Annotated in this window: 20 protein-coding genes and 1 tRNA gene; 8 read left to right on the top strand and 13 right to left on the bottom strand. The window is 17.7% G+C overall.

The window, feature by feature from the left end:
• Window positions 1-11: 11 nt before the first annotated feature.
• The gene (locus tag RJU59_RS01810; protein ID WP_343155088.1) at window positions 12-1319 is read right to left on the bottom strand and encodes a trigger factor; all 1308 of its coding nucleotides are present in this window, start codon (window positions 1317-1319) and stop codon (window positions 12-14) included.
• A gap of 238 nt (window positions 1320-1557) precedes the next feature.
• Complete coding sequence (locus tag RJU59_RS01805; protein WP_343155087.1) at window positions 1558-1848, bottom strand: BolA family protein; 291 nt, start codon at window positions 1846-1848, stop codon at window positions 1558-1560.
• A 359-nt stretch (window positions 1849-2207) separates the two neighbouring features.
• Here RJU59_RS01805 and cyoA point away from each other — a divergent pair, with 359 nt between their 5' ends.
• The 5 genes from cyoA (at window position 2208) to cyoE (ending at window position 6935) form a co-directional block, all read left to right on the top strand.
• Complete coding sequence (gene cyoA, locus RJU59_RS01800) at window positions 2208-3065, top strand: ubiquinol oxidase subunit II (RefSeq protein ID WP_343155086.1); 858 nt, start codon at window positions 2208-2210, stop codon at window positions 3063-3065.
• A gap of 82 nt (window positions 3066-3147) precedes the next feature.
• Window positions 3148-5139, top strand: coding sequence for a cytochrome o ubiquinol oxidase subunit I (gene cyoB, locus RJU59_RS01795; protein WP_343155085.1), 1992 nt, complete (start codon window positions 3148-3150; stop codon window positions 5137-5139).
• Entirely contained in the window at window positions 5132-5746 is a 615-nt protein-coding gene (locus tag RJU59_RS01790; protein WP_343155084.1) for a cytochrome c oxidase subunit 3, read from the top strand. Before cyoB ends, RJU59_RS01790 begins: the two co-directional genes overlap by 8 nt.
• A complete protein-coding gene (gene cyoD / locus RJU59_RS01785; protein ID WP_343128499.1) occupies window positions 5746-6075 on the top strand; it encodes a cytochrome o ubiquinol oxidase subunit IV in 330 nt (109 codons plus the stop codon). The genes RJU59_RS01790 and cyoD overlap by 1 nt, the downstream gene beginning before the upstream one ends.
• Window positions 6072-6935, top strand: a complete 864-nt coding sequence (gene cyoE, locus RJU59_RS01780) for a heme o synthase (RefSeq protein WP_343155083.1) — start codon at window positions 6072-6074, stop codon at window positions 6933-6935. The genes cyoD and cyoE overlap by 4 nt, the downstream gene beginning before the upstream one ends.
• A gap of 32 nt (window positions 6936-6967) precedes the next feature.
• On the opposite strand, the gene RJU59_RS01775 is transcribed toward cyoE, so the two are convergent.
• A complete protein-coding gene (locus RJU59_RS01775; RefSeq protein WP_343155082.1) occupies window positions 6968-7297 on the bottom strand; it encodes a TusE/DsrC/DsvC family sulfur relay protein in 330 nt (109 codons plus the stop codon).
• 6 nt (window positions 7298-7303) lie between these two features.
• Window positions 7304-7729, bottom strand: a complete 426-nt coding sequence (gene nusB / locus RJU59_RS01770; RefSeq protein ID WP_343128496.1) for a transcription antitermination factor NusB — start codon at window positions 7727-7729, stop codon at window positions 7304-7306.
• Window positions 7730-8126: 397 nt separating this feature from the next.
• On the opposite strand from nusB, the gene RJU59_RS01765 reads away from it, so the two are divergent.
• Both RJU59_RS01765 and argA read left to right on the top strand, forming a co-directional pair.
• Window positions 8127-8203 (top strand) — tRNA-Met (locus tag RJU59_RS01765).
• 118 nt (window positions 8204-8321) lie between these two features.
• Window positions 8322-9656, top strand: coding sequence for an amino-acid N-acetyltransferase (gene argA / locus RJU59_RS01760; RefSeq protein WP_343128495.1), 1335 nt, complete (start codon window positions 8322-8324; stop codon window positions 9654-9656).
• On the opposite strand, the gene recD is transcribed toward argA, so the two are convergent.
• The 8 genes from recD to RJU59_RS01720 all read right to left on the bottom strand — a co-directional run bounded on the left by recD (window position 9643) and on the right by RJU59_RS01720 (window position 22243).
• The gene (gene recD, locus RJU59_RS01755; RefSeq protein ID WP_343155081.1) at window positions 9643-11469 is read right to left on the bottom strand and encodes an exodeoxyribonuclease V subunit alpha; all 1827 of its coding nucleotides are present in this window, start codon (window positions 11467-11469) and stop codon (window positions 9643-9645) included. The genes argA and recD overlap by 14 nt on opposite strands.
• Window positions 11470-11489: 20 nt before the next feature.
• The gene (gene recB / locus RJU59_RS01750; RefSeq protein ID WP_343155080.1) at window positions 11490-14996 is read right to left on the bottom strand and encodes an exodeoxyribonuclease V subunit beta; all 3507 of its coding nucleotides are present in this window, start codon (window positions 14994-14996) and stop codon (window positions 11490-11492) included.
• Between the two features lie 25 nt (window positions 14997-15021).
• Entirely contained in the window at window positions 15022-15945 is a 924-nt protein-coding gene (locus RJU59_RS01745) for a hypothetical protein (protein ID WP_343155079.1), read from the bottom strand.
• A gap of 25 nt (window positions 15946-15970) precedes the next feature.
• On the bottom strand, window positions 15971-18193 hold the full coding sequence (locus RJU59_RS01740; RefSeq protein ID WP_343155078.1) for an exodeoxyribonuclease V subunit gamma: 2223 nt from the start codon (window positions 18191-18193) through the stop codon (window positions 15971-15973).
• A 67-nt stretch (window positions 18194-18260) separates the two neighbouring features.
• A complete protein-coding gene (gene mscS, locus RJU59_RS01735) occupies window positions 18261-19115 on the bottom strand; it encodes a small-conductance mechanosensitive channel MscS (protein WP_343128490.1) in 855 nt (284 codons plus the stop codon).
• 69 nt (window positions 19116-19184) lie between these two features.
• Window positions 19185-20264 (bottom strand): class II fructose-bisphosphate aldolase, encoded by a 1080-nt coding sequence (gene fbaA, locus RJU59_RS01730; protein ID WP_343155077.1) that lies wholly within the window; start codon window positions 20262-20264, stop codon window positions 19185-19187.
• 67 nt (window positions 20265-20331) lie between these two features.
• Window positions 20332-21474, bottom strand: a complete 1143-nt coding sequence (locus tag RJU59_RS01725; protein ID WP_343155329.1) for a phosphoglycerate kinase — start codon at window positions 21472-21474, stop codon at window positions 20332-20334.
• A gap of 169 nt (window positions 21475-21643) precedes the next feature.
• Window positions 21644-22243, bottom strand: a complete 600-nt coding sequence (locus RJU59_RS01720; protein ID WP_343155076.1) for a YhgN family NAAT transporter — start codon at window positions 22241-22243, stop codon at window positions 21644-21646.
• A gap of 343 nt (window positions 22244-22586) precedes the next feature.
• Between RJU59_RS01720 and asd the strand changes: the two genes are divergently transcribed.
• The gene (gene asd, locus RJU59_RS01715; RefSeq protein WP_343155075.1) at window positions 22587-23702 is read left to right on the top strand and encodes an aspartate-semialdehyde dehydrogenase; all 1116 of its coding nucleotides are present in this window, start codon (window positions 22587-22589) and stop codon (window positions 23700-23702) included.
• A 26-nt stretch (window positions 23703-23728) separates the two neighbouring features.
• Here the strand turns inward: asd and tusA are convergent, their stop codons facing one another.
• On the bottom strand, window positions 23729-23965 hold the full coding sequence (gene tusA, locus RJU59_RS01710) for a sulfurtransferase TusA (protein WP_343128486.1): 237 nt from the start codon (window positions 23963-23965) through the stop codon (window positions 23729-23731).
• Window positions 23966-24109 lie beyond the last annotated feature (144 nt).

Below are 24109 nucleotides of genomic sequence, written 5' to 3'. Positions count from 1 at the left end.
ATATCAAATAATTAATTTTTAATTATTTGATATAACATATTAATTGTATTTTCTGAAAAAATAATTTTTTTATTTATGAATCCTATATTTTCATATAAATGATGTAATACTTGTTCTTTTAATATAAGTGAATTTAAATATTCATAAAATTTTTCAAAATTTTTTTTATTTTTTTGTAATTTTGTTTTTTCATGTAATATTTTTTTTATTTTTTGAAATAAATTTTCTGTTTTTTTTTTATCTATTTCAATAGAATTAACTTCAATAATATTTCTTATAAATAAATTTATTTTTATTTTTCTAATAGATTCTAATAAATTTGAATTTTCAGAATAATACGAAAATATATTATTAATATTTTGTTTATATTTTTCTTTGGATTTTTTTATTATGTTTTGTATTTCATTATTAACTAATTCGGATGGTACTAAAATTGGATTATGATATAGCAATTTTTGAAAAATTTGGAATTTTATATATTTTTTGTTTATTATTTTAAATTTTTTATTAATTGTATTAATTAAATTTTTATTATTTTGATTTTTATTTTTTATATCATGAAAAATATGATTTTTATTTTTTAAAAAATATAAATTTTTACCTTCATCTATTTTTTTTATTAATATTTCAATTATTACTTCTTTATTTTGTAGAATTTTTTCAGGATGTATTTTGGAGAATTTGAATTTTATTTTCAATTTTTTATTTTTTTGAATTCCTATAATATTTTTTTCAATCGCATAATCTATTTCTCCTAAACCAAATATAAATGAAAAATTTTTTTTTGAAAATTTTGTTAAAAGATTATTATTTAAAAAAATTTTATAATCTATTGTCACGTAAGAATTAAAATTAATAAAATTTTGAAAATTTTTTGTTTTATCATTTAATTTTTTTTGTATTTTATCTATTTTTTTTTTGTTTATATCTATTAATATTTTTTTTATTTTATATTTTTTAGAATATTTTAATTTAAAATTAGGATATTTTTCAAATTTGATTAAAAAAATTAAATTATTTTTTTGCATTTTTTTTTCGTAAAAAATATTTTTATGGTAAATAGGTTCAATATTTTTTTCTGTTATCAGTTTTTTAAATGATTTAGACAATAATGTGTCTATTAAATTTTTTTGAATTTTTTTAATATTAAAATTAGGTATAAGTTTAAGAGGAACTTTTCCTCTACGAAATCCATTTAATATAGTTTCACGTTTTAATATATTTATTTCTACATTAGTTAATTTTTCTAATTCTTGATTAGATATTTTTAACATGAATTGATATTGTAAATTATTAATTTTTTTTATAGTATTTTTCACATGATAACCTTATTAAATGATAAAATTTTTACTTTTTTTATTTAATTATTTATATGAATAATAGTAATTTTATTAAATTATATCTATATAAATTTTATGATTCGAGGATAATAGAATTGTATTTGGATAAAAAATTTTAAAATAGGTATTTTGAAATTTTATATAGAATTTTAAAAAAATATATTTTTTTATCATAAAAATATATTTTTAATTATATGTTTGATGAACAGATATTAATTTAATTTTTATTAATACATTTTTTTGATTGAAAAAATTTTTTTTTAATCCATTCAGAAGTGCAATAAGTGTATAAATCTAACGCATAAATTTTATTATAAAAATTTTTTTCTATTATTTTATGTATTATTTTGTGTCTTTCAATTAAAGAAATACCATAAAAAATTTTAGTAACTATTATAACTTTAACATGTAATTTATTTTTATTACGATGTAAATAACTTTCATCAAAAATCTGTATATGATCAACATCAATATTTTTTTTTAAAACTTTTATTATTTTATTTTTCATAAATTATAATCTTATATTGATTGATTTATTAAAATGAATGAATTTTTATTTTTAAATTATACAGTATAATTTGATATACTTAAATATTTTTTATATTTATACTATAATAGTTTATTAAAATAAAGAATTAATCAATTTAAAATTATAATTGATTATTTAATAATTATATTATAAAAAAATTAGCAAAAATTTATAAAATATTAATATAATAAATTTATTTTTTTTTTTAATCATTTATATTTAAAAAAAATAAAATTATTTTTATATTTTTAATTTATTTGTTAATGATTCATGTTTAAATTTTTTATTATTTTTTATTTTAAAACTTTATAAAATATAATTATTTTTAGGTAAATTTTATGAATTTAATAAGAATTATTAAAAAAATGAGATTGGTGATATTAATATCTTTATTAGTTTCTGGTTGTAATCCAGTAATATTATATCCTCAGGGAGAAATAGGTTTTAAAATTACCAATCTTATTAGAATTTCTTTTTTTATGATGTTATGTATAGTAATACCTGTTATTTTTATGACTATATTCTTTTCTTATAAATATAGTAAAAAATCTGAAAAAATACAATATAAACCAGAATGGTCTCATTCTAATAAAATAGAATCATTAATTTGGTTTTTTCCTATAGTTATTATAACTATATTAAGTATTTTATCTTGGAATACAACACATCAATTAGATCAAAAAAAAATAATACATTCACATAACAAAGCAATTAAAATTAATGTAATATCTTTAGATTGGCGTTGGCTATTTATTTATCCTGAAGAAAAAATTGCTACTATAAATGAAATAGTCATTCCAGTAAATACACCTGTTAATTTTAAAATTACTTCAAATACAGTTATGAATTCATTTTTTATTCCTGCTTTAGGAAGTCAAATTTATTCTATGCCTGGTATGCAGACTAATTTAAATTTGATAGCAAACCATTGTGGTAATTTTAAAGGAATATCTTCTAATTATAGTGGAGAAGGTTTTTCTAATATGAAATTTTCTGTATTAGTTACTAATAATAGAAATTCTTTTAATAAATGGGTTATGAATGTAAAAAGTTATCCTTATAAATTACAGGAAAATAAATCATTTATCAAATTATTGAAACCAAATAAAAAATATGAAGTAATATATTTTTCTACAGTAAATACAAATTTTTTTAATTTAGTAATAAAGAAATTCTCTATGCATCAAATACATTAAATTTAATAATTAAAAAATAATTCATCCAAAAATTTTTTATTAATAGAAATAATGATTTAATAATTATTAAAGAGAGTACATTATGTTTGGAAAATTAACTTGGCAATCTATTCCATTTAATGAACCTATTATTATGGTTACATGTTTTTTTATTTCTATTATAGGAATAATAACTGGTTTATATATTAGTTATATTAAAAAATGGAAACATATTTGGTTCAATTGGATTTCTTCTGTTGATCATAAAAAAATAGCAGTGATGTACCTTATTTTAGGTGTAATTATGTTATTCAGAGGTTTTGTAGATGCTGTTATGATGAGAACTCATCAATTTTTTGCATCTTCAAAAAATGGAATAGGTTTTTTACCTTCAAACCACTATGATCAAATATTTACCGCTCATGGTGTGATCATGATTTTTTTTGTCGCTATGCCTTTAGTAATTGGTTTGATGAATTTTGTTGTTCCTTTACAAATAGGAGCTAGAGATTTTGCTTTTCCATTTTTAAATAATTTAAGTTTCTGGATGACAGCTGCTGGAGCAATATTAATTAATATTTCTTTAGGGGTAGGGGAATTTGCTAAAACAGGTTGGTTGGCATATCCTCCTTTATCAGGTATTGATTATAGCCCTGGAGTAGGTGTAGATTATTGGATTTGGAGTTTACAAATAGCAGGAATTGGTACAACTTTAACTGCAATAAATTTTTTAGTTACTATTTTAAAATTACGAACTAAAACTATGGACATGTTTAAAATGCCCGTTTTTACTTGGACTGCTTTATGTTCTAATATTTTAATATTAGCTTCTTTTCCAATTTTAACTGGAACATTAATTTTATTAACTTTAGATCGTTATTTAGGATTTCATATATTTACAAATACCATGGAAGGAAATCCTATGATGTATGTTAATTTAATTTGGATTTGGGGTCATCCTGAAGTGTATATATTAATATTACCAGCTTTTGGAATATTTTCAGAAGTAGTTTCTACATTTTCTAGAAAAGCATTGTTTGGATATACATCTCTTGTTTGGGCTACATTATCAATTACTGTATTATCATTTTTAGTATGGTTACATCATTTTTTTACCATGGGTGCAGGTTCTAATGTAAATTCTTTTTTTGGTATAGCTACTATGATTATTGCAATACCAACAGGAGTAAAAATATTTAATTGGATTTTCACTATGTATCAAGGAAGAATAACACTGCATTCTTCTATGCTTTGGGCTATTGGATTTATAATTACTTTTTCTATTGGTGGGATGACAGGAGTACTTTTATCTTTACCTCCTGCTGATTTTGTATTACATAATAGTTTGTTTCTTGTTGCTCATTTTCATAATGTCATTATTGGTGGTGTAGTATTTGGTTGTTTTTCTGGAATAACATATTGGTTTCCAAAAATTTTTGGTTTTAAATTGGATGAAAAATGGGGAAAGATATCTTTTTGGTTTTGGATAATTGGTTTTTTTGTTACTTTTATTCCTTTATATTTTTTAGGATTAATGGGAATGACTCGTCGTATTAGTCAAAATATTGATTCAGAATATCATCCTCTTTTAACTATTTCTATTTTTGGAACTTTTTTAATAACTAGTGGTATTATTTCACAGTTAATTCAATTTTTTGTTTCGATTCGTGATTTGAAAAAAAAATTAGACATTTCTGGAGATCCTTGGGATGGAAGAACTTTAGAATGGTCAACATCATCTCCACCTCCAATATATAATTTTTCTCATATGCCCAATGTAACTTCCAAAGATTCTTTTTGGTATAATAAAAAAAATATAAATAAAAAAAATATTTTTTCTGATAAAAAAATTTTTTCGGATTTAAAAATTCCTAAAAATAATTCATTAGGTTTTTTTATTGGTTTATTAAGTACGATAATCGGATTTTCTGCTGTTTGGCATATATGGTGGTTATTTGTTCTTGCTAATACTGCTGTTGTAATATGTTTATTTATTTTTAGTATACAAGATAATGATTTTTATATATTAAAAGCATCAAAAATAAAAACTATTACAAGTAATTTTGAGAATAAAGGAATCGTTAAAAATGACTAAAAAAATTATTTTCGCTTATAAAAAAGAAAAAGAAAATAGTTCTAAAATTAATTTAGAAAGCAAAAAAATATTAGGATTTTGGTTATATTTAATGAGTGATTGTATTATTTTTGCATCTTTTTTTTCTGTTTATTTTGTAATAAAAAGTAGTTCTATGCATTTTTTTTTAAATAAAAATACAATAAGTTTAAAAACTGTGTTTTTAGAAACATTGGTTTTATTATTCAGTTCTTTTTCTTGTGGAATTTCTTTTTTACATTTTCAAAAAAGAAAAATAAAAAAAATGTATTATTGGTTATTTTTAACTTTAATATTGGGATTATTATTTTTATGTATAGAAGTTTTTGAAATGTATAATTTCATTAAACATGGTTTTTCTCCACAAAAAAATGGTTTATTATCAAGCATTTTTACATTGTTATCTGTTCATGCTATACACATTTTTTCAGGATTAATTTGGATTATATTTATAATATCTCAAACTTATTTATCTGGAATTAATAAAAAAAATTATACTAATTTTTTTTGTTTTAGTTTATTTTGGCATTTTTTGGATATAATTTGGTTGTTTTTATATAGTTTTATTTACTTAATAGGATTACTTTAATGTTTAATTTTATTAAAAAAAATTTATTTTTTTCGAAAAAATCTAATTTATATTTTTTAGGATTATTATATTCTTTAATATTGACTTGTTTGTCTTTTTTTATAACTTTTTATACTATTTTTTCTAATAAAAAAACTTATATTATTTTAATATTGTTTTTAACAATCCAATTTATGGTTCATATATTATATTTTTTGCATATTAAAAAAATTAAAAATTTAAAATGGAATTTAATTATTTCCATTTTTTCTTTATTAATCATAGTTATTATTATTTTTGGTTCTATCTGGATTATGTATAATTTACATAGTAATTTACTACAATCATGAAAAATTTTTTTAAGTTTAAAAAATATTTAAATTTAATTAAACCTGGTATTGTTTTTGGAAATTATTTTTCTTTTTTAGGCGGTTTTTTTTTAGCTTCTAAAGAAAATATAAATTTATTTTTATTATATATATCATCGATTGGTGTTATTTTAATTATTATTTCAGGTTGTATATTTAATAATATAATTGATTCTGATATTGATCGAATGATTACTCGAACTAAAAATAGAGTATTAGTAAAAAAAATTATTACTATAAAATCTGCTTATATTTTTGCTTTTTTTACTGGTTGTATAGGGTTATTTTTATTATTTTATTATGTTAATAACATATCTTTTTTTTTAGGATGTATTGGATTATTTTTTTATGTTATTGTTTATAGTTTTTTCATGAAGAGAAATTCAGTACATTCTACTTTAATAGGAAGTATTTCTGGTTCTATTCCTGTATCTATAGGATATTCTTCAGTTTCTAACAAAATTGATTTATGTTTTTTAATATTATTTTTAATATTAGTATTTTGGCAATTAGCTCATTTTTATTCTATTTCTTTGTTTAGACTTAATGATTATAAAATTATAAAAATACCAATTTTTCCAATAGTATATGGTATAAAGTGTACCCGTATTTGTATTATTATTAGTATTTTTTTATTTTTGTTATTTTTATTTTTTTTATATATAAATAATTTTATTAATTTATTTTGTTTTTTCACGTGTTTTATTTTTGGAATATTATGGTTAATGATTTCTTTTTTTGAATTTTTTGATTTTTATTTACGTTCATATTCTCGTTTAATTTTTATTTTTTCTATTTTTATTATATTAATTTTTAATTTAACTATTATAATTAGTTTTTAATTTTTTTATTTTTAATAAAAAATATTAATTTTTTATATGCATTGATTAGGTTTAGGTATTCCTGCAATTTTACTAGATTGTAATATTGGATTTTTAGGAAATAAATTAAATAAATCGCAACTATTTATTTTTCTTTTAATTTTTTTTTTTAAAGATTGAGATAGTATTCTAAGAGGAGGAACAATATTAAATTCAATGTAAAAATTTCTTATAAAATATATTATTTCCCAATGATTTGAATTTAATAAAATATTTTCTTCTCTTGCGATTTGTTTAGCTATAGATTCATTCCAATCTAAATAATTTATTAAATATCCGAAATTATCTTTTTTAATTTTAACTTTTTTATTTATATTTTTCATATTATTTTATTTTTTTATAGAGAAACGTATTTTTAATGCAGCTTGGTCTAATACTCCATTAATAAATTTGTGACTATCTTCTGCTCCAAAAGATTTTGCTAATTCGATTCCTTCATTAATAGATACTTTATATGGAATATCTAAACGTTTTGATAATTCATAAAAAGATATACGTAATATTGCTTTTTCTATTTGTCCTAATTTATTTAAAGATCGAGATAAATAAGGTTTCATTAGTTTATCTAGATAAATATGATATTTAAATATACCCATGAGTACATCTTGAAAATATAATAAATCAGCTTGATTTTTTTTTATTTTATTTAAAAATTGTATTTTGATATCTTGAATATAATTATCAGAAATTTGCCAAGCATAAATTGCTTGTAAAACATATTCTCTAGCTTTTCTTCTAGAACCCTTTTTTAACATTATTATTTCTCTTAAATAATTTCTTTATTATGTTAAGTATGTTAAATTTTTTATTTTTAATATTTTTATATTTTTTCAATAAAAAATTTTTTATTTTTTTTGTTCATAAAAATTTATTAAAATATATTAAAAAATTATTTAAATATTTATATTTTTATTGAAAATAAAAATTTTTATTTATAAAATATATATTGATAAATTTATAAAAAAATAATATTTAATTTAATTATTTAATAATACCACGTTATTTTATTTTTTTAATTTATTTTTTTTAATTAAATTAATATTTTTTATATAAAAATTATTATTGACGTTATTGTATATAAAATTATATTTAAAAATAAATAGTTTGACGATAAACATTAAATGTGTTATTATTTTAATTTAAAATAAAAGAAGCGGGGTGGAGCAGTCTGGTAGCTCGTCGGGCTCATAACCCGAAGGTCGTTGGTTCAAATCCAGCCCCCGCAACCAAATTATATAAAATAAATTTATAAATATAGTTAATTCAAAAATATTAAGTTTATATAAAGTAAATATTTTTGAATTAACTATATTTATAAATTTTTTTATTGTTTACTGGACAAATATTATGAAATCGAATTTTATTCAGAAATTACGATATCTTTTACCTTATTTAAATACATGTAAAGATAAAAAATTTGTAATTATGTTCACATCAAAAATATTTTATGATTTAAATTTTTTTGAAATTATACAAGATATAATTTTATTACATAGTTTAGGAATAAAAATAGTAATAATATATGATATTTCTCACCAGGTAAATTCTGCAATTAAAAAAAAAAAGATTCTTTATTTATCTCATAAACAAATTCAAATTACTAATATTGAAATTTTAAAAATTATAAAAGAAATATCAGGAAAAATACAAATAGATATTATCTCTGGGTTTTCTGCAAATTTAGATAATTATTTTTTAAAAAAAAAATTTTTTAATATCATATCTGGAAGTAATTTTATTACAGCACAACCTTTAAGAAATTTAGATAGAGTTGATTATTTATATACTGGTAAAATACGAAGTATTAATACAGAATTAATAAATTTTCAATTGAATAATAATTCAATTATTTTAATTAGTCCTATAGCTCATTCTGTAACTGGAGAATGTTTTTATATTTCATATCAAGATATTTTATCTTATATATCAATTGAAATAAAAGCAGATAAGATATTAATATTTTTAGATAAAAAAGGTATTATAGATTTTAATACGAACAAAATTATTTCAGAATTTTCTATTAAAAGTTTAAAAAAATACATTTATTATATTCAAAAAAATAAATTTTATGTAGAAAAAAAAATAATTTATTTTTTAAAAAATGCAATAAATATTTGTAATAGTGGAATTTCGAAAATTCATTTTATTAGTTATAAAGAAAAAGATACATTATTGAGAGAAGTTTTTAATATTAAAAGAACAGGAACACAAATAGTAATAAAACCTTCAGAAAAAATACAAAAAGCATCAATATTTGATATTAATGGAATATTAAAATTAATTAATTTAACAAATAATAAAAAAAATTATAATGATAAATATAAGAATAAAATAGAAAATGAAATTGATAATTTTATTGTTATAAAAAAAGAAAAATTGGTAATTGCTTGTGTTGCGCTAAATTCTTTTTTAAAAGATCGAATTGGAGAAATATCATTTTTTTCTATTCATCCTGATTATAATAACTTATATAAGGAAGATTTATTATTATGTGAAATTAAATCTAGAGCAAAAAAAATTAATTTAAAAAAAATATTTATTTTTACAAAAAATAAAGTATCATGGTTTCAAAAAAAAGGATTTTTATTAACGAGAATTGATTTTTTACCAGATAATGTACAAAGTATTTATTTTAAAAAAAATGATTATAAAATACTTATTTTAGATATTATAAAAAAATAATGCTTTTTCTAGAATATTCATTTTGTATAGATTTATAAATTATTTTTTTCTTCGATAATATATAAATATTTTTTTTTGCTCTTGTGATAGCAGTATAAATTAATTGATTATTTAAAGAATGAATATATTTATTTGGAAAAATTAAAAAAATATTATCAAATTCTGAACCTTGAGATTTGTGAACAGTAGTACACCATGCTGATTGATAATCATGAATTATTTGAGGATTAATTTTTTTAAATTTATTTTCTTGAGATAAAAAAAATATTTTAATTTTATTTTTTTTATCTAACAAAAATATTCCTATTTCTCCATTAAAAATATTTAATATTTTATTATTTTTTGTAATTTGTATTACTTTTCCTACAAATTCTTTTTTATTATTTTTATTAAAAAATAATTTTTTATGATATTTATTGAACATTAATTTATCTAAATATTCATTAATAAATTTTACTCCAAAAATTCCTTCATTTATAACACATAATATTCGAAATTTATTGAAATTTTCAAATATTTCCATTATTTTGTTATTTTTAATAACACTGATCCAATATGTATTAAAATTTTTTGACATTTTTCTCAATAGTAAAAAATATTTATCTATATTTTTAAAATTAAAATAATGTATTTCATTCATTTTGTTTTTTAAAATATTTTTTATTAAAATCATGTTTTTTTCTATTATCCATGTAGAAAAATTATGTATATTTGATTTTCTTGAAAATCTGTAATTTTTTTTTAAAATACAAATATTATTTTTAATATTTAAGTATTTTTTTTGTGTAACACAAACTTTTTCTTGTATTAAAAAATTAATTTTTTTTGCTGTAAATATATCGTATGTATTATCAAAATTTTTGCAAATATCTTTTAATATGGATCCGGATTGAACAGAAGGTAATTGATTATAATCTCCTAAAAATATAATTCGAGAATTTATTGGTATTAATTTTATTAATTCATACATGATATTAATATCAATCATAGAAGATTCATCTATTATTAATACATCAAAGTCTATTTTTTTATTTAAATATTTTTTTTTTTTATATTTTAATATAAAACTATGAATAGTATTTGATGATTTTGGTAATATTTTTTTTTCTTTTTTTGAAACATTGGTTTTTTTTATAGAATTATTTATGGATTCAATTAATTTAAAAGAAGCTTTACCTGTAGGAGCGCATAATTTAATTTTTATGTTTTTATGATTTTTTATTCTAATAATAGCAAGCAGTATTTTTAGTACAGTTGTTGTTTTTCCTGTTCCTGGTCCTCCTATAATAAATGTAATTTTTTTAATTAATGATAATACTATAGATATTTTTTGATATTTATCAATTTTTGTTTTGAACATTATATCAAGAATTTTTTTTGTTTTATTTAAATTTATTTTAAAATCTTTTTTTTTTTTTAAAAAATATTTTTTTATATATTCTTTTTGTTCCCATACTTTTTTTAAATATATATTGTTATCTACAATTATAATTGGAAATAAAATTGATTTTTTTTTAAACAATTTATGATTATTTAAATATTTGTTCCAATCTTTAACTTTATCTACACACTTCCAAATTTTTTTTATTATATTATTGTATTTTTTTTGATGCAAAAAAACTTTTTTTTTTTCGATTACGGAAATAGGAAGATATATATTTCCAATATTATAATAATAACTAATACAAGCGGCAATGAAAATAATTTCTACTTCATATTGATCAAATAAAATAGTAGAAAAATAAAAATCAAATAAATTTATTATTTTATTTTTTGCAGCATCTTGCAGTAATTTTTTTATTTTTATTTTCATTTTTTTAATATTTTTAATATTTAAAACAATTTATTTAATTTTTGTATGTTAATACTATCAGAACTAATAAAAAATATTCCTGTTTTTTTATAATTAGGATGTAATCCTCTTAAAAATAAATAAAAAAATCCTCCAAAATTTTTTTTAAAATTATATGTTTTAATTCTTTGCTGTAAATATCTATGTAGTCCTAAAATATAAATATTGCATTGTAGGTCATATTTGTTTAAAAATATACTTTTTTGCATATTATTGATATTATAATTTTTATATTCTTCTCCTAACCAATCAGATTTATATTCGATGATAAAATATTTATTTTTTATTTTTATAATTAAATCTATAAATCCATGTAATATACCAGATATTGGATCAAAATATAATTTAGAAATATTTTTTTTATTTTTTTCTTGTAAAAAAATATTTAAATTTTTTGCATATAATATTTTTTTTATAGGAATATAAAATTCAAATTCTTTTTGAAAATTATTTAGTAATATTTTAGATAATTTTATTTTTGTAGGATATAGTTGAGTGTTAATGATATTGTTAATCCATTTGTATAAAACATCAATATTATTTATAGGAAAATTAAATTTATTAATTATATAGAATATTTTTTTTTGTTTTATACATTCAGAAAAATTGTATATTTTCAAAATTTCATGAATAAATAAACCAAAATTTTTTCCTTTTTCAAATATATAAGATTCAATTGTATTTTCTGTTTTTACTAATTTATTTTTTTGTTTTTCATTATTTTTAATAATATAATTATTGTTAAATGAATTATATGTTAATTGAGAGTAACTGATGATTTTTTTTGTAAAAAATTTATTTTTTAATTTATTTTTTTTATAAATTTTTATATTTTTATTTTTTTTTGTATAAGTTATTAATTTATTTTCTTTATTTTTTTCTTCTTTAGATTCATATAATATATTATTATTTAATTTATTTTTAAATTTTAATTTAAATAAAATTTTTAATTTTTTGCTATTTATTTTTTTTTTATTTTGTAAAATATATCCTAATCCGGTTTTATGGATGTCTGTATTTTTAGATGAATCATATTTTTTTTTTATAGGTGCTACTGTAAAATTACATTGTAAAATAGATCGAGTCAAAGCTACGTAAATAATTCGAATTTCTTCTGATAAAGATTCTTCTTTAATCCATTTTGTTTTATTTTTTGTATTATATAAATTAAATATTGGATTAAAATTTTTTCGGCTAAAATGTATTTTTGTATTATTTTTCTGAAAGTTTATTATAAAAGGTATCCAAACAATAGGATACTCTAATCCTTTAGATTTATGTATAGTAATGATCTGAATAGATTTTTTAGATTGTATTGTTCTAATATGAAAATTTTTATTTTCGCATAAATAGGAATAATTAATTTGTTTTTTTATCCAATTAATTATAAAAAATTTATTGTATTTATTATTATATTTTTTTTGTAATATTTCTCCTATATGAAGATAATTGATAATTATTTGTTCATCATACAATTTTTTTTTCGTAATAATATTACTAACAGTAACTTTTTTTATTAAATTATAAATTCCTTTATTTTTCCAAAGTATTAAAAATTTTTCAATTTTTTCCATTATATATATTTTATTTTTTTTATTTTCGTAAAAGTTATATATATTATTTTTTTCACAACCAAGCAGAATTGTATTAAATGCTCTAATAATATATTTTTCTTTTTTATATAGTATAGCTTGTAAAAACCATAATATTTCTAAACATTCTGAAGTAGAAAAAATATTATTTTTATTTGAAGAGTAATACGAACTAATTTTTTCTTTTTTTAAATATTGTTTTATTATTTTTGCTTCATTATAGTTTCTTACTAATATAGCAATATCTTGAAAAGATAAATTTTTTTTTTTATTTTTTATGTATATTGTACTTGTTTTATTTTCTATACTATTTACTAATTTTAAAATGCCTTGTGAACATTTTTTACTACTCCATTTATAATAATCTGCTAAATTAATCTGATTTTTTAAATCAAAATAATAAATATTAAAAGCTGGTTGTAAAATTTTATTAATTTGAAAAGAGTATTTTTTATTTTTTTTAGAATATTTGATATTTTTATATTTTATTTCAGGAAAAATAAAAGGATTATTATTATAATTAAATATATTATTAATATTTTCTATTATTTTTTTAGAAGATCTCCAATTTGTTTCTAAGAAATATTTTTTATTTATTTTTTGTTTATATTTTATATACGAAAATACATTAGCTCCAGTAAAGCTAAAAATAGATTGTTTAGGATCTCCTATTAAAATTAATGCTGTATTTTTTTTTTCATATATTTTTTGAAAAAATTTATATTGTTGAAAATTAATATCTTGGCATTCATCTATTAAAGCAATAGGATATTTTTCTCGTATAAAGTTTATTAATAAAATATTTTTTTTTATTACAATACCTTCGTATAAAATATCGATTAAATCGTCAAATTCTAATTTTGAAAATGTATTTTTTTCTTTTTCTATATTTTTTTGAATTTTTACCATTGCATAAAATAAAAATATTTCTTTTAATGAAATATTTTTTTTTAAAAAAATATTAATTTTATTAAAAATTTTTAGATTATTTTTTTTTTTAAATATTTCGGTTTTTTTTTTTAAAAAAATATTCTGAATAAAATTTATTTCTTTAGGAAAAAAATAATTTTTTGTATCTGTTTTACACCATATACATATTTTTTGGATATACATAGAATATTTTTTTATCGGAAATTTTGTATTTATTTTTTTTATTTTATTTAATAAAAAAAATATTATTTCTTTTTTTTGTATCCAAAATTTTTTAAAATTATTTATTTTTAAAATATTTTTTTTATGAAAATCTAATATATGTTTTTTTGATATAGATTTTTTTTTTATGTATTTAAAATATATTTTTATCCATTTTTTTATTTCTATCAATAATTTATCTGGATTTTTCCAATATTCATAAATGATAGATATTATTTCGGAAGGTAAAGAAGAATAAATATTTTTCCAGAAATATAATAATGATTGGTAATAAATTTTCGTTTCTTCATTTAAAATAGTAGATTGGTATATATTGTTCCATAAAAAATTATTAGAGTTGATGACTTGAAAACAAAATTTATGAATTGTATATATAGATGCTTCGTGCATTTCTAATTCCGCTTTTTCTAATAATTTTATAGATTTATCAAAATTAGAAATTTTTTTAAAAATTATATTAATTTCTTTTATTCTGTTTTTTTTATTTATACATGATTTTTTTAATTTTTCTATAATATCAATTATTCTTTTTTTTATTTCTTCTAATGCTTTATTAGTATATGTGATTAATAAAATATTTTTTACAGAATAAGGTTCCATATAATTTTTTTTTGGATGAATTCCTAGTATTAATCTTATATAAATTAATACTATATTATAGGTTTTACCTGTTCCTGCTGATGCTTCTATTAATATCTTTTCTGATATAATCATAGAAAATACATTTAATTTTTCATTTTTCATATTTTTGTAAAATTTTTATAATGATTTATAAAAAATATTTATTTTTTTTCCAAGGGTTTTTAATAATTTTGTTTTTGTATATTGGAGTTAACCATATTTTTGTATTATTGCATAATATATCTATTTTTTTTTCAGTTAATTTAGGAATTAATTTTTTAATATGTAAATTTTTTTTTTCTCCTACAACAAAATTGTTTCCATTCCATATCTGCATAAACTTTTTTTTTCCTTTATTTAATTTATTTTTATTTATTTTTTTTTTTTTAGTATCATATATTGTTGTAAACCAATTAATACTGGATTTATTTATCAGAATTGGTTTTTTTAATCCATTTAAATAACCTGTTATATATTTTTTTATATATTTTTCTGCTGTTTTTTGATTAATATTATGAAAACCACAAAAAGATTTTTTTAAACCTATTAAATAGCTATTTTTTGTATTTCCGAAATAACAATATATAATATGTTGTAACCATAATTTAATTTCATCATATATATTTACTATATAAGGTTTAAATTTTAATAATCCATATTTAGTATTTTCATGAAAATCTCCTTGAAGATTATATTTTTTTATTTTTATATTTTTTTTTTTTATCTTTGAGAAATTATCAATATTATATATTTTTTTATAAAATTCTTTTATTTCATTAATTTGTTTTTCTAATAAAAATTTTTCAAAATTATTTTTTTTTACAACATTGAAAATTTTATTATGTAAATATGATTTTTTTAATTTTCTATTTTTTAATAAAATATAAAATATTTTTTTATTAATTTTATATATATCTAATTTATTTAATAAAAATAATTCTTGTGAACTATAATATTTAGGATAATTATTATAAATTAAATTAAATTTTTTTTTTAAAAAAAATACAATTGGGTTTTTCCAAAAATTAATTAGTTCAGATAAGAAAATTTTTTTTTTATATATTTTTTTCATTATTAATGTTTTTTTTTGAAAATAATTATTTTTTGATAAAAATTTTTATTTGTTTATGAAATGTACAAATATTACTTATTACATTGTTTATTGTAACAATATCATTATTTTTTTTATTATTAATATTAGTTGTTTTTTTTATGTATTCTAATAATTTTAAAATTATTTTATTGGATTTAAAAAAATTGTTTTTTTTCATATTTTCATTAATACAACTTATATAAAAATATTTTTTTGCTGATAAAATTTTATTTATAAGAATATAATTATCTGTTTTTTGTAAAACAAAATTATTTTTTTTATATTTTTCAACTAAATCAAAATTATTAGAAATTTTTTTTTGAATAAAATTATTTTTATTACATCCTATAAATGCTATTACCTTAAAAGGTATATCTTCGAAATATTTTCCATTAGAAAAAATAATAGATTCTATTAATATTTTTTTTGAAAATTTATTTTTTTTAATGTTTTGTATAAATTTATTTTTTATTATTTCAATAGGTATTTTTTTATTATTAAATACATTTTGACAGAAATATATTGTAAAATTCCATTTTTTTTGAATTAAATTTAATGTTTTTTTTATTTTTTTATTTTTTATATTGAAAAAATCTTGTAAAATTAATTCACATATAGAACTCCAAGATTTTGATGTTTTATTTATTAAAATTTTTTTTTTCCATTTTTTTAAAGTATTAATAAATTTAATTAATTTATTGAATAAATTAATAGAAAAATCTAAAAAATAATCTAAAGGGTTTATATTATCCCATGAATTATTATTGCTTTTTTTTAACGCAATACTTAATAAAATTCTTTTTATTCCATGTTCCCATGTATTTTTAAAATTATATTTTTTATAATTTAATTCACAAAGGTGTTTTTCATCTAAACCAAACTTTATTTCAGATTTTTTAATCCATTTAAATAAAATAGAAATTTCATTGGTACTACAAATAAAATCTTTTTTTAAAAATAAAAATTGAAATAATTTAAATATTTCATTTATTTTAAATTTATTTTTATTTAGTGATAAAATTTTTAAAAAAAATTGAACAATAGAATTATTTAATTTTTTTTCTGAATGATATATTGTAAAAGGTATATCGTATTTTTTAGTTTTTTTTTTAAAAACAGAATTGATATAAGGAATATATTTATTAATATTTTCACATATTATTAATATATCTTTTGGAAAATATTTTTTGTTTTTATTTAGAGTTTTTATAATAAATTGTTGTAAAAATTCTATTTCATTTTGTATTGTATGAAATACATTAATTGAAATAGAATCATCAGATTTTTTTAAAATAAAATTTATTTTTTTTATTTTTTTATTTATTTTTTTTTCTGTTATTTTTTTTTGTATAAATTCTAATAAATTTTTAGGTTTATAATTTTTTTTATTATCTAAATTTTTTATTTTAAATATTTTTTTTTTTTTTTTTAAAAAAAAAATATAATTATTGATATTTACAAATAAGAATGAATTATTTTTAATAATTGAATTTTTTTTTATTAAAATATTTTCATTTTTTTTAGTATCTAAAAAAAAATTTATATTAAAAAAAAATATTTTACAAAATTTACTTAATATATTAAATATTTTAAAATAAAATTTTGGTAAATTGTCTATTCCATATACAAATATACGATTAGGTAAAATATCTTTTTTTATTTTTATATTTTCGTAAAAAATTTCAAAAAAGTTTTTATATTTTATTTTTTTTTTATCTTGTTGTTTTTGAAATAAAATATCTATCCATAAATTTTGTTGCCATATATATTTTTTGTTTATTTCTGGAATTAAATTTCCTTGCATCCAATATTGAATCCATTCGTGATGAAAAATAAAATATTTTTTTAATAATTTAGAAATTTTTTCATAAAAAAAATATTTTTTTAATAAAGTTTCTCTTTTATGAATTAAAAAATTTTTTTTTTTATTTTTCATCATGAGTTTATAAAATATATTATTAGAATTTAATAAAAAATTTTTGTTAAAATCAGGTATTATTTTTTCAAATAGTGTAAATATGAACTTTTCTAATTTATAAAAATTATTATTTGCACATATATTTATTTTTTTTGCAATATAGAATTTTATCCAATAAGATTGAATTGGATGATTATATATCAAAAATGTTTCATTAATAAATGGATTTTTAATAGGATTATTATTTATAATATTACAATTTTTTCGAATTAATTTTTTTAATGTTGATGCATGATAAATTTTTATCATTACTGTATTCCAAAATTTTTTTGTAATATACTATTGTAAAATTTTTATAAATTAAATGAAAATATTTTTAATTTAATTCTTTATTTTTATTTAAATAAATATCTATTTGAGGAATTGGAATATTAATTTTATTTTTATCAAATGATTTTTTAAATTTCATCATTAAATCCCAATATACTGCATTTAATTCATGAGTATTACTCCAACATCTTATAATTAGAACAATTGAAGAAGAACCAAATTCACTTATTCCAATTGTGATATCTTTACTTTTAATTACTCGATCTTCTTTTAATAATACTTCTCGAATTATTTTTATTACTTCATCTAAATCAGATTGATATGACACATTAATTTTAAATTCATTACGACGAGTAGGTTCTCTAGAATAATTTATAATATTTCCAGATATAATTCTTCCATTCGGTATTACTACTATTTTTCCATCTAATGTTTTTAACATAGTATAAAATATATGAATATTTAATACATTTCCAGCAATTCCTCCTAAATCAACATATTCTCCTGATTTTAAAGGTCTCAAAGCTACTAATAATACACCTGCTGCAAAATTAGATAAAGATCCTTGTAATGCCAAACCAATAGCCATTCCAGCAGCTCCTAATATAGCAATTACAGAAGTAGTTTGCACACCAAGACATCCTAATGTAGTTACCAAAGTAAATGTAATTACAACATATTTTAGCAAAGAAGACAAGAAGTTGGAAATAGTACTATCTATTTTTCTATTTAATAAAATTTTATTTATACCACTAGAAAATATTTTTGCTATAAATGAACCTATAGTCAGTATAATAGATGCAGATACTAAATTCACAAAATAATTTGAAAATGTTTCTTGGTTATGTAAAATCCAATTTTTAGCATAGCTAATATCTTCAATTACACGTAATTCTTCCATTTTTTTTCCTATAGAATGATATTATATTATTACAATAAAATATTTTTATAACAAAAAATATAAAATTTGTTATAAAACATTATAAGAGTTAAAATCTTTAAAAGATTTTTCTAAACGTTTCACAATATATTCTTGTGATTTTCTAATCCATGTTCTTGGATCATAATATTTTTTGTTAGGTTTATTAGATCCTTCTGGATTTCCTAATTGATTTTGTAAATAATTTTTATATTCGTTATAAAAATTTAAAATTCCATTCCAAGAAGCCCATTGTATGTCAGTATCAATATTAATTTTTACTACACCATAAGAAATTGATTTTTGTATTTCTTGAATATCAGTACCAGAACTACCGTGAAATACAAAATCGATAGGTTGATTTATATTACTATTATTTTTTTTTACATACTCTTGTGATTTTTTTAAAATAATTGGTTTTAAATCGATACTACCTTTTTTATATACTCCATGTACATTTCCAAAAGATGCAGCAATAGTAAAATTAGAACTAATATCAGAAAGTTCTTTGTAAGCATAATGTACATCTTGAGGAGTAGTATATAAATATTCTTTTTTTAAATTAGAATTATTAATTCCATCTTCTTCACCGCCAGTACATCCTAATTCTATTTCTAAAAAAATATTCATAGAATCAAGTTTTTTGAAATATTTTTTACATAAAATAATATTATTTTCAATTTTTTCTTGAGATAAATCTATCATATGAGACGAAAATAAAGGATTTCCTGTTTTTTTTATAAACTTATTATTTTCAATCATTAATCCATCAATCCATGGTAATATTTCTTTATGACAATGATCAGTGTGTAAAATAACAGGTATTTTATAATATTTAGCAATAGAATGTACATATTTTGCTGCTAACGTGGATCCTAAAATTGCATTTTTAATATTTTCTTTAGAATCAATACCTTTTCCAATGAAAAAACTCGATCCTCCATATGAAAATTGAATAATTACAGGAGAACGCATTTTTTTAGCTGTTTCTAGAACAGCATTAATAGAATCAGTGTTGATACAATTGATTGCTGGTATAGCAAAGTTATTTTTTTTTGCTATAGAAAAAATTTTTTTTATATCTTTTCCAAATATTACTCCTGGTTTAATTATATCTAATATTTTATACATAATACTTTTCCTATTTTTCATTTTTAAATAATTAAAAATTTAAATTTGTTAAAATAATTGAATTATTTTATTTTTTTAAAATTTCTATAGCAGGAAGTTTTTTATTTTCTAAAAAATGTAAGAAAGAACCTCCTCCTGTTGATATATAAGATATTTTATCTTCAATATTAAATTTTTCAATTGCGGAAATTGTATCTCCACCACCTGCTATTGAGAATCCTTTATTTTTTGATATTGATTCAGCTATACATTTTGTTCCATTAGCAAATTGATTAAATTCGAATACTCCTACTGGACCATTCCAAATAATCGTATTAGATTTTTTTATAATTTTTTGTATTACTTTTTCTGTTTTTAATCCAATGTCCATTATTTCTTCATTTTTAGAAATTTTATTTACATCTTTAAGTATTGCAATAGAATCTTGATGAAAACTAGTGCTTACCCTTGAATCAACTGGAATAATTATTTTATATTTTTTTAATAAATCATATGCTTTGCTTATGTATTCTTTTTCATGCAAAGATTTTCCTATTTTATTATTTATTGCAATAAAGGTATTTGCTATTCCACCTCCTACAATTATGTAATCTGATATTTTTCCTAATGTATTTAATATTTTAAATTTTGTAGATATTTTTGATCCTCCTAATATTGATACCATTGGTCTAACAGGATTTTTAAATATTTTATTTAAAGAATTAATTTCTTTAAGTACTAATGGACCTATACATTTTTTTTTACAAAATTTTGATATACCGTATGTAGATGCATGTTTTCTATGTGCACTTCCAAACGCATCCATAATAAATATATCGCATAAATTAGAATATTTTAAAGATAATTCTAGATTATTGGTTGTTTCACCTATATTAAATCGTACATTTTCTAATAAACATAATTCTCCTGATTTTATATTTTTTGAATCTTCATATTTTGAAAAAAAATATACATTTGTTTTCAAAAATATTTTTTTTAAATATTCAAAAACAGGAAATAGAGAATATTTTGATTCATAAATTCCTTCTTTAGGTCTACCCAAATGTGACATTAAAATTACTTTTGCGTTTCTTTTTAAAATTTTTTTTATAGTTGGTATAGAAGATTTAATTCTTGCATGAGAAACAATTTTATTTTTTTCTATTGGAACATTTAAATCTAATCTAATTAAAACTCTTTTTTTGTCAAAATTTAAATCTTGTATTGTCAGCATATTAGTATTTTCTCTACTTAATATAAAATAATTATTTTCTTTTTTTAATGTAACATATTTTTTGTGTCTAAAAATATTATTTTTTTGAATATAAAGCAAGTTGAAATTTATTCTAATTTTATTCTATAAATATAATTTTTATAACAAATTTTAATTTTATAAAAAATTAACTATGAAACCATATTTTAATTCCATTTAAAAACATTTGTATAGATAACATGATTAATATTAATCCCATTAGTTTTTCTAATACGTTAACACCTTTTTTTCCTAATATTTTTAAAAATAATCCAGAAAGTAAAAGTATTATAAGAGTAAATAACCAAGATATTATTAAAGAAATAATTAAACATATTATATTTTTTGAATATTGATGAGATAATAACATTAACGTAGCTAATAAAGAAGGACCTGCAACTAATGGTATTGCTAAAGGAACTAAAAACGGTTCTTCTATATTTTTTTCTTTTATAAACATTTTATCATTATATTCAATGGGAAAAATCATTTTAATAGCTATTAAAAATAGGATTATGCCTCCAGATATTGATACTGTTTCTGTTTTTACATTTAAAGAATGTAATATTTTTTCACCTGAAAATAAAAAAATTATCATAATTATTAAAGAAAATAACATTTCTCTAATTAATATTAAACGTTGTTTTTTTGGAGAAAAATTTTTCAATAATGACATAAATAAAGGAAGGTTTCCTAAAGGATCCATAATCAATATTAGTAAAATAGAATTAGAAATTATTTCATGCATAGTTATTACCTTAATTAAAATTAATAAAATAATATCATGTGTTATATTTTTTTAAATTATTTTATATTAATTTTTTTAAAAAAATATTTTTTAATTTAAAAAATATTTTTATAATAATATTGAGTTATACAATATATTTCATGTAGTATACTACATGAAATATATTGTATAACTATATTGTTTATTTTAATTTTATGTTTTAATATTTTAAATTTTGCAAAATAAATAAATTTGAGTATAAAAATTATGAAGAATAAAATTCATTAAATATATATTATGTTAAAATTTTTATTAAAAATTTTAACATAATATATATTTAATACAATACTTAGGAAAAATAAATATGATGAATAAGGTGGGTTTCGTAGGTTGGAGGGGTATGGTAGGGTCTGTATTAATGCATAGAATGGAAAAAAAAAATGATTTTTTTACGATAAATCCTATTTTTTTTTCTACTTCTCAAATTGGTCAAGTAGGTCCAAAATTCAATAATATACAATATAGTATATTGAAAAATGCTTATGATATTGATGTTTTAAAAGAAATGGATATTATTATTAGTTGTCAAGGAAGTATATATACTAAAGATGTATATTTTTCTTTAAGAAAAAATGGATGGAAAGGATATTGGATTGATGCTGCTTCATATTTACGAATGAATCAAGATAGTGTAATAGTGTTAGATCCAATTAATAAATTATCTATTAAAAATTATATTGAAAAAGGTTATAAAACTTTTGTTGGTAGTAACTGTACAGTAAGTTTAATGTTATTAGCATTAGGAGGTTTATTTCAAAATAATTTAGTAGAATGGATTAATATTTCAACATATCAAGCTGCATCTGGAGCAGGTTCTTTATATATGTTAGAATTATTAAAACAAATGGGTTATTTATATGATTCTATATCAAATTTATTAAATGATTCAAATATATCTATATTAAAAATGGATAAAATTGTAAGTAAAAGTTTACAATCTAATTGTATACCTAAAAATTATTTTAAAACACCATTAGCTGGTAGTGTTATTCCTTGGATTGATGAGTATTTTAAAAATGGACAAACAAAAGAAGAATCTAAAATAGAAATGGAATCTAATAAAATATTAGAAAATAAAAATAAAATAAATATCGATGGAATTTGTGTTAGAGTAGGTACGATGAGATGTCATAGTCAATCCTTTACAATTAAACTAAAACAAAATATTTCTATTTCTAATATAGAAGAAATAATTACTAATAATAATAAATGGGTTAAAATTATTCCTAATACTAAAGAACTGAGTATAAAAAAATTAAATCCTGTATATACTTCAGGTACTTTAAATATTCCTATTGGTAGATTGAGAAAACTTAGTATAGGAAAAAAATATTTATCAGCATTTTCAGTTGGAGATCAATTACTATGGGGAGCTGCTGAACCATTGAGAAGAATGCTAAAAATTTTAGTAAAAAAATAAATAAAAAAATATTTTATTATTTAATATTATTTTTCTATTATATATTTATAAGGGATATGAATTGTATCTATTTCTAATAGAATATGGTTCATTATTCTACAAAAAATTTTAATTTCTCTTTTAGTTGAAAAATCATCTGTTATAACTAATATTTTTTCTTTTTTTTTTATTTTATTTATACTTTTTCTTATTTGAATAATAGGATCTGGACATTTTAATCCATTTAAATTTAATATATATTTATATTTTTTTTTGTTTTTCATATTTAGTATATTTATTTTTTTTAATATAATAATTTATTTTATAGATATTTGATTATATATTATATGTATATTAAATAATAAAAATATATATAAATTTATATTTATTGATAAATTTTTTATAAAAATAAAATAATAGATTAAAAT

Source organism: Buchnera aphidicola (Kurisakia onigurumii), assembly GCF_039394605.1.
GTDB lineage: Bacteria > Pseudomonadota > Gammaproteobacteria > Enterobacterales > Enterobacteriaceae > Buchnera_I > Buchnera_I aphidicola_B.
This window is presented reverse-complemented; position numbering and strand designations above follow the sequence as displayed.

What these genes read in the sequence shown, in the direction of transcription:
- RJU59_RS01805 (WP_343155087.1), bottom strand. Translation starts at nt 1,848, where the DNA reads ATGAAAAATAAAATAATAAAAGTTTTAAAAAAAAATATTGATGTTGAT.
- cyoA (WP_343155086.1), top strand. Translation starts at nt 2,208, where the DNA reads ATGAATTTAATAAGAATTATTAAAAAAATGAGATTGGTGATATTAATA.
- cyoB (WP_343155085.1), top strand. Translation starts at nt 3,148, where the DNA reads ATGTTTGGAAAATTAACTTGGCAATCTATTCCATTTAATGAACCTATT.
- RJU59_RS01790 (WP_343155084.1), top strand. Translation starts at nt 5,132, where the DNA reads ATGACTAAAAAAATTATTTTCGCTTATAAAAAAGAAAAAGAAAATAGT.
- cyoD (WP_343128499.1), top strand. Translation starts at nt 5,746, where the DNA reads ATGTTTAATTTTATTAAAAAAAATTTATTTTTTTCGAAAAAATCTAAT.
- cyoE (WP_343155083.1), top strand. Translation starts at nt 6,072, where the DNA reads ATGAAAAATTTTTTTAAGTTTAAAAAATATTTAAATTTAATTAAACCT.
- RJU59_RS01775 (WP_343155082.1), bottom strand. Translation starts at nt 7,297, where the DNA reads ATGAAAAATATAAATAAAAAAGTTAAAATTAAAAAAGATAATTTCGGA.
- nusB (WP_343128496.1), bottom strand. Translation starts at nt 7,729, where the DNA reads ATGTTAAAAAAGGGTTCTAGAAGAAAAGCTAGAGAATATGTTTTACAA.
- argA (WP_343128495.1), top strand. Translation starts at nt 8,322, where the DNA reads ATGAAATCGAATTTTATTCAGAAATTACGATATCTTTTACCTTATTTA.
- recD (WP_343155081.1), bottom strand. Translation starts at nt 11,469, where the DNA reads ATGAAAATAAAAATAAAAAAATTACTGCAAGATGCTGCAAAAAATAAA.
- recB (WP_343155080.1), bottom strand. Translation starts at nt 14,996, where the DNA reads ATGAAAAATGAAAAATTAAATGTATTTTCTATGATTATATCAGAAAAG.
- RJU59_RS01745 (WP_343155079.1), bottom strand. Translation starts at nt 15,945, where the DNA reads ATGAAAAAAATATATAAAAAAAAAATTTTCTTATCTGAACTAATTAAT.
- RJU59_RS01740 (WP_343155078.1), bottom strand. Translation starts at nt 18,193, where the DNA reads ATGATAAAAATTTATCATGCATCAACATTAAAAAAATTAATTCGAAAA.
- mscS (WP_343128490.1), bottom strand. Translation starts at nt 19,115, where the DNA reads ATGGAAGAATTACGTGTAATTGAAGATATTAGCTATGCTAAAAATTGG.
- fbaA (WP_343155077.1), bottom strand. Translation starts at nt 20,264, where the DNA reads ATGTATAAAATATTAGATATAATTAAACCAGGAGTAATATTTGGAAAA.
- RJU59_RS01720 (WP_343155076.1), bottom strand. Translation starts at nt 22,243, where the DNA reads ATGCATGAAATAATTTCTAATTCTATTTTACTAATATTGATTATGGAT.
- asd (WP_343155075.1), top strand. Translation starts at nt 22,587, where the DNA reads ATGATGAATAAGGTGGGTTTCGTAGGTTGGAGGGGTATGGTAGGGTCT.
- tusA (WP_343128486.1), bottom strand. Translation starts at nt 23,965, where the DNA reads ATGAAAAACAAAAAAAAATATAAATATATATTAAATTTAAATGGATTA.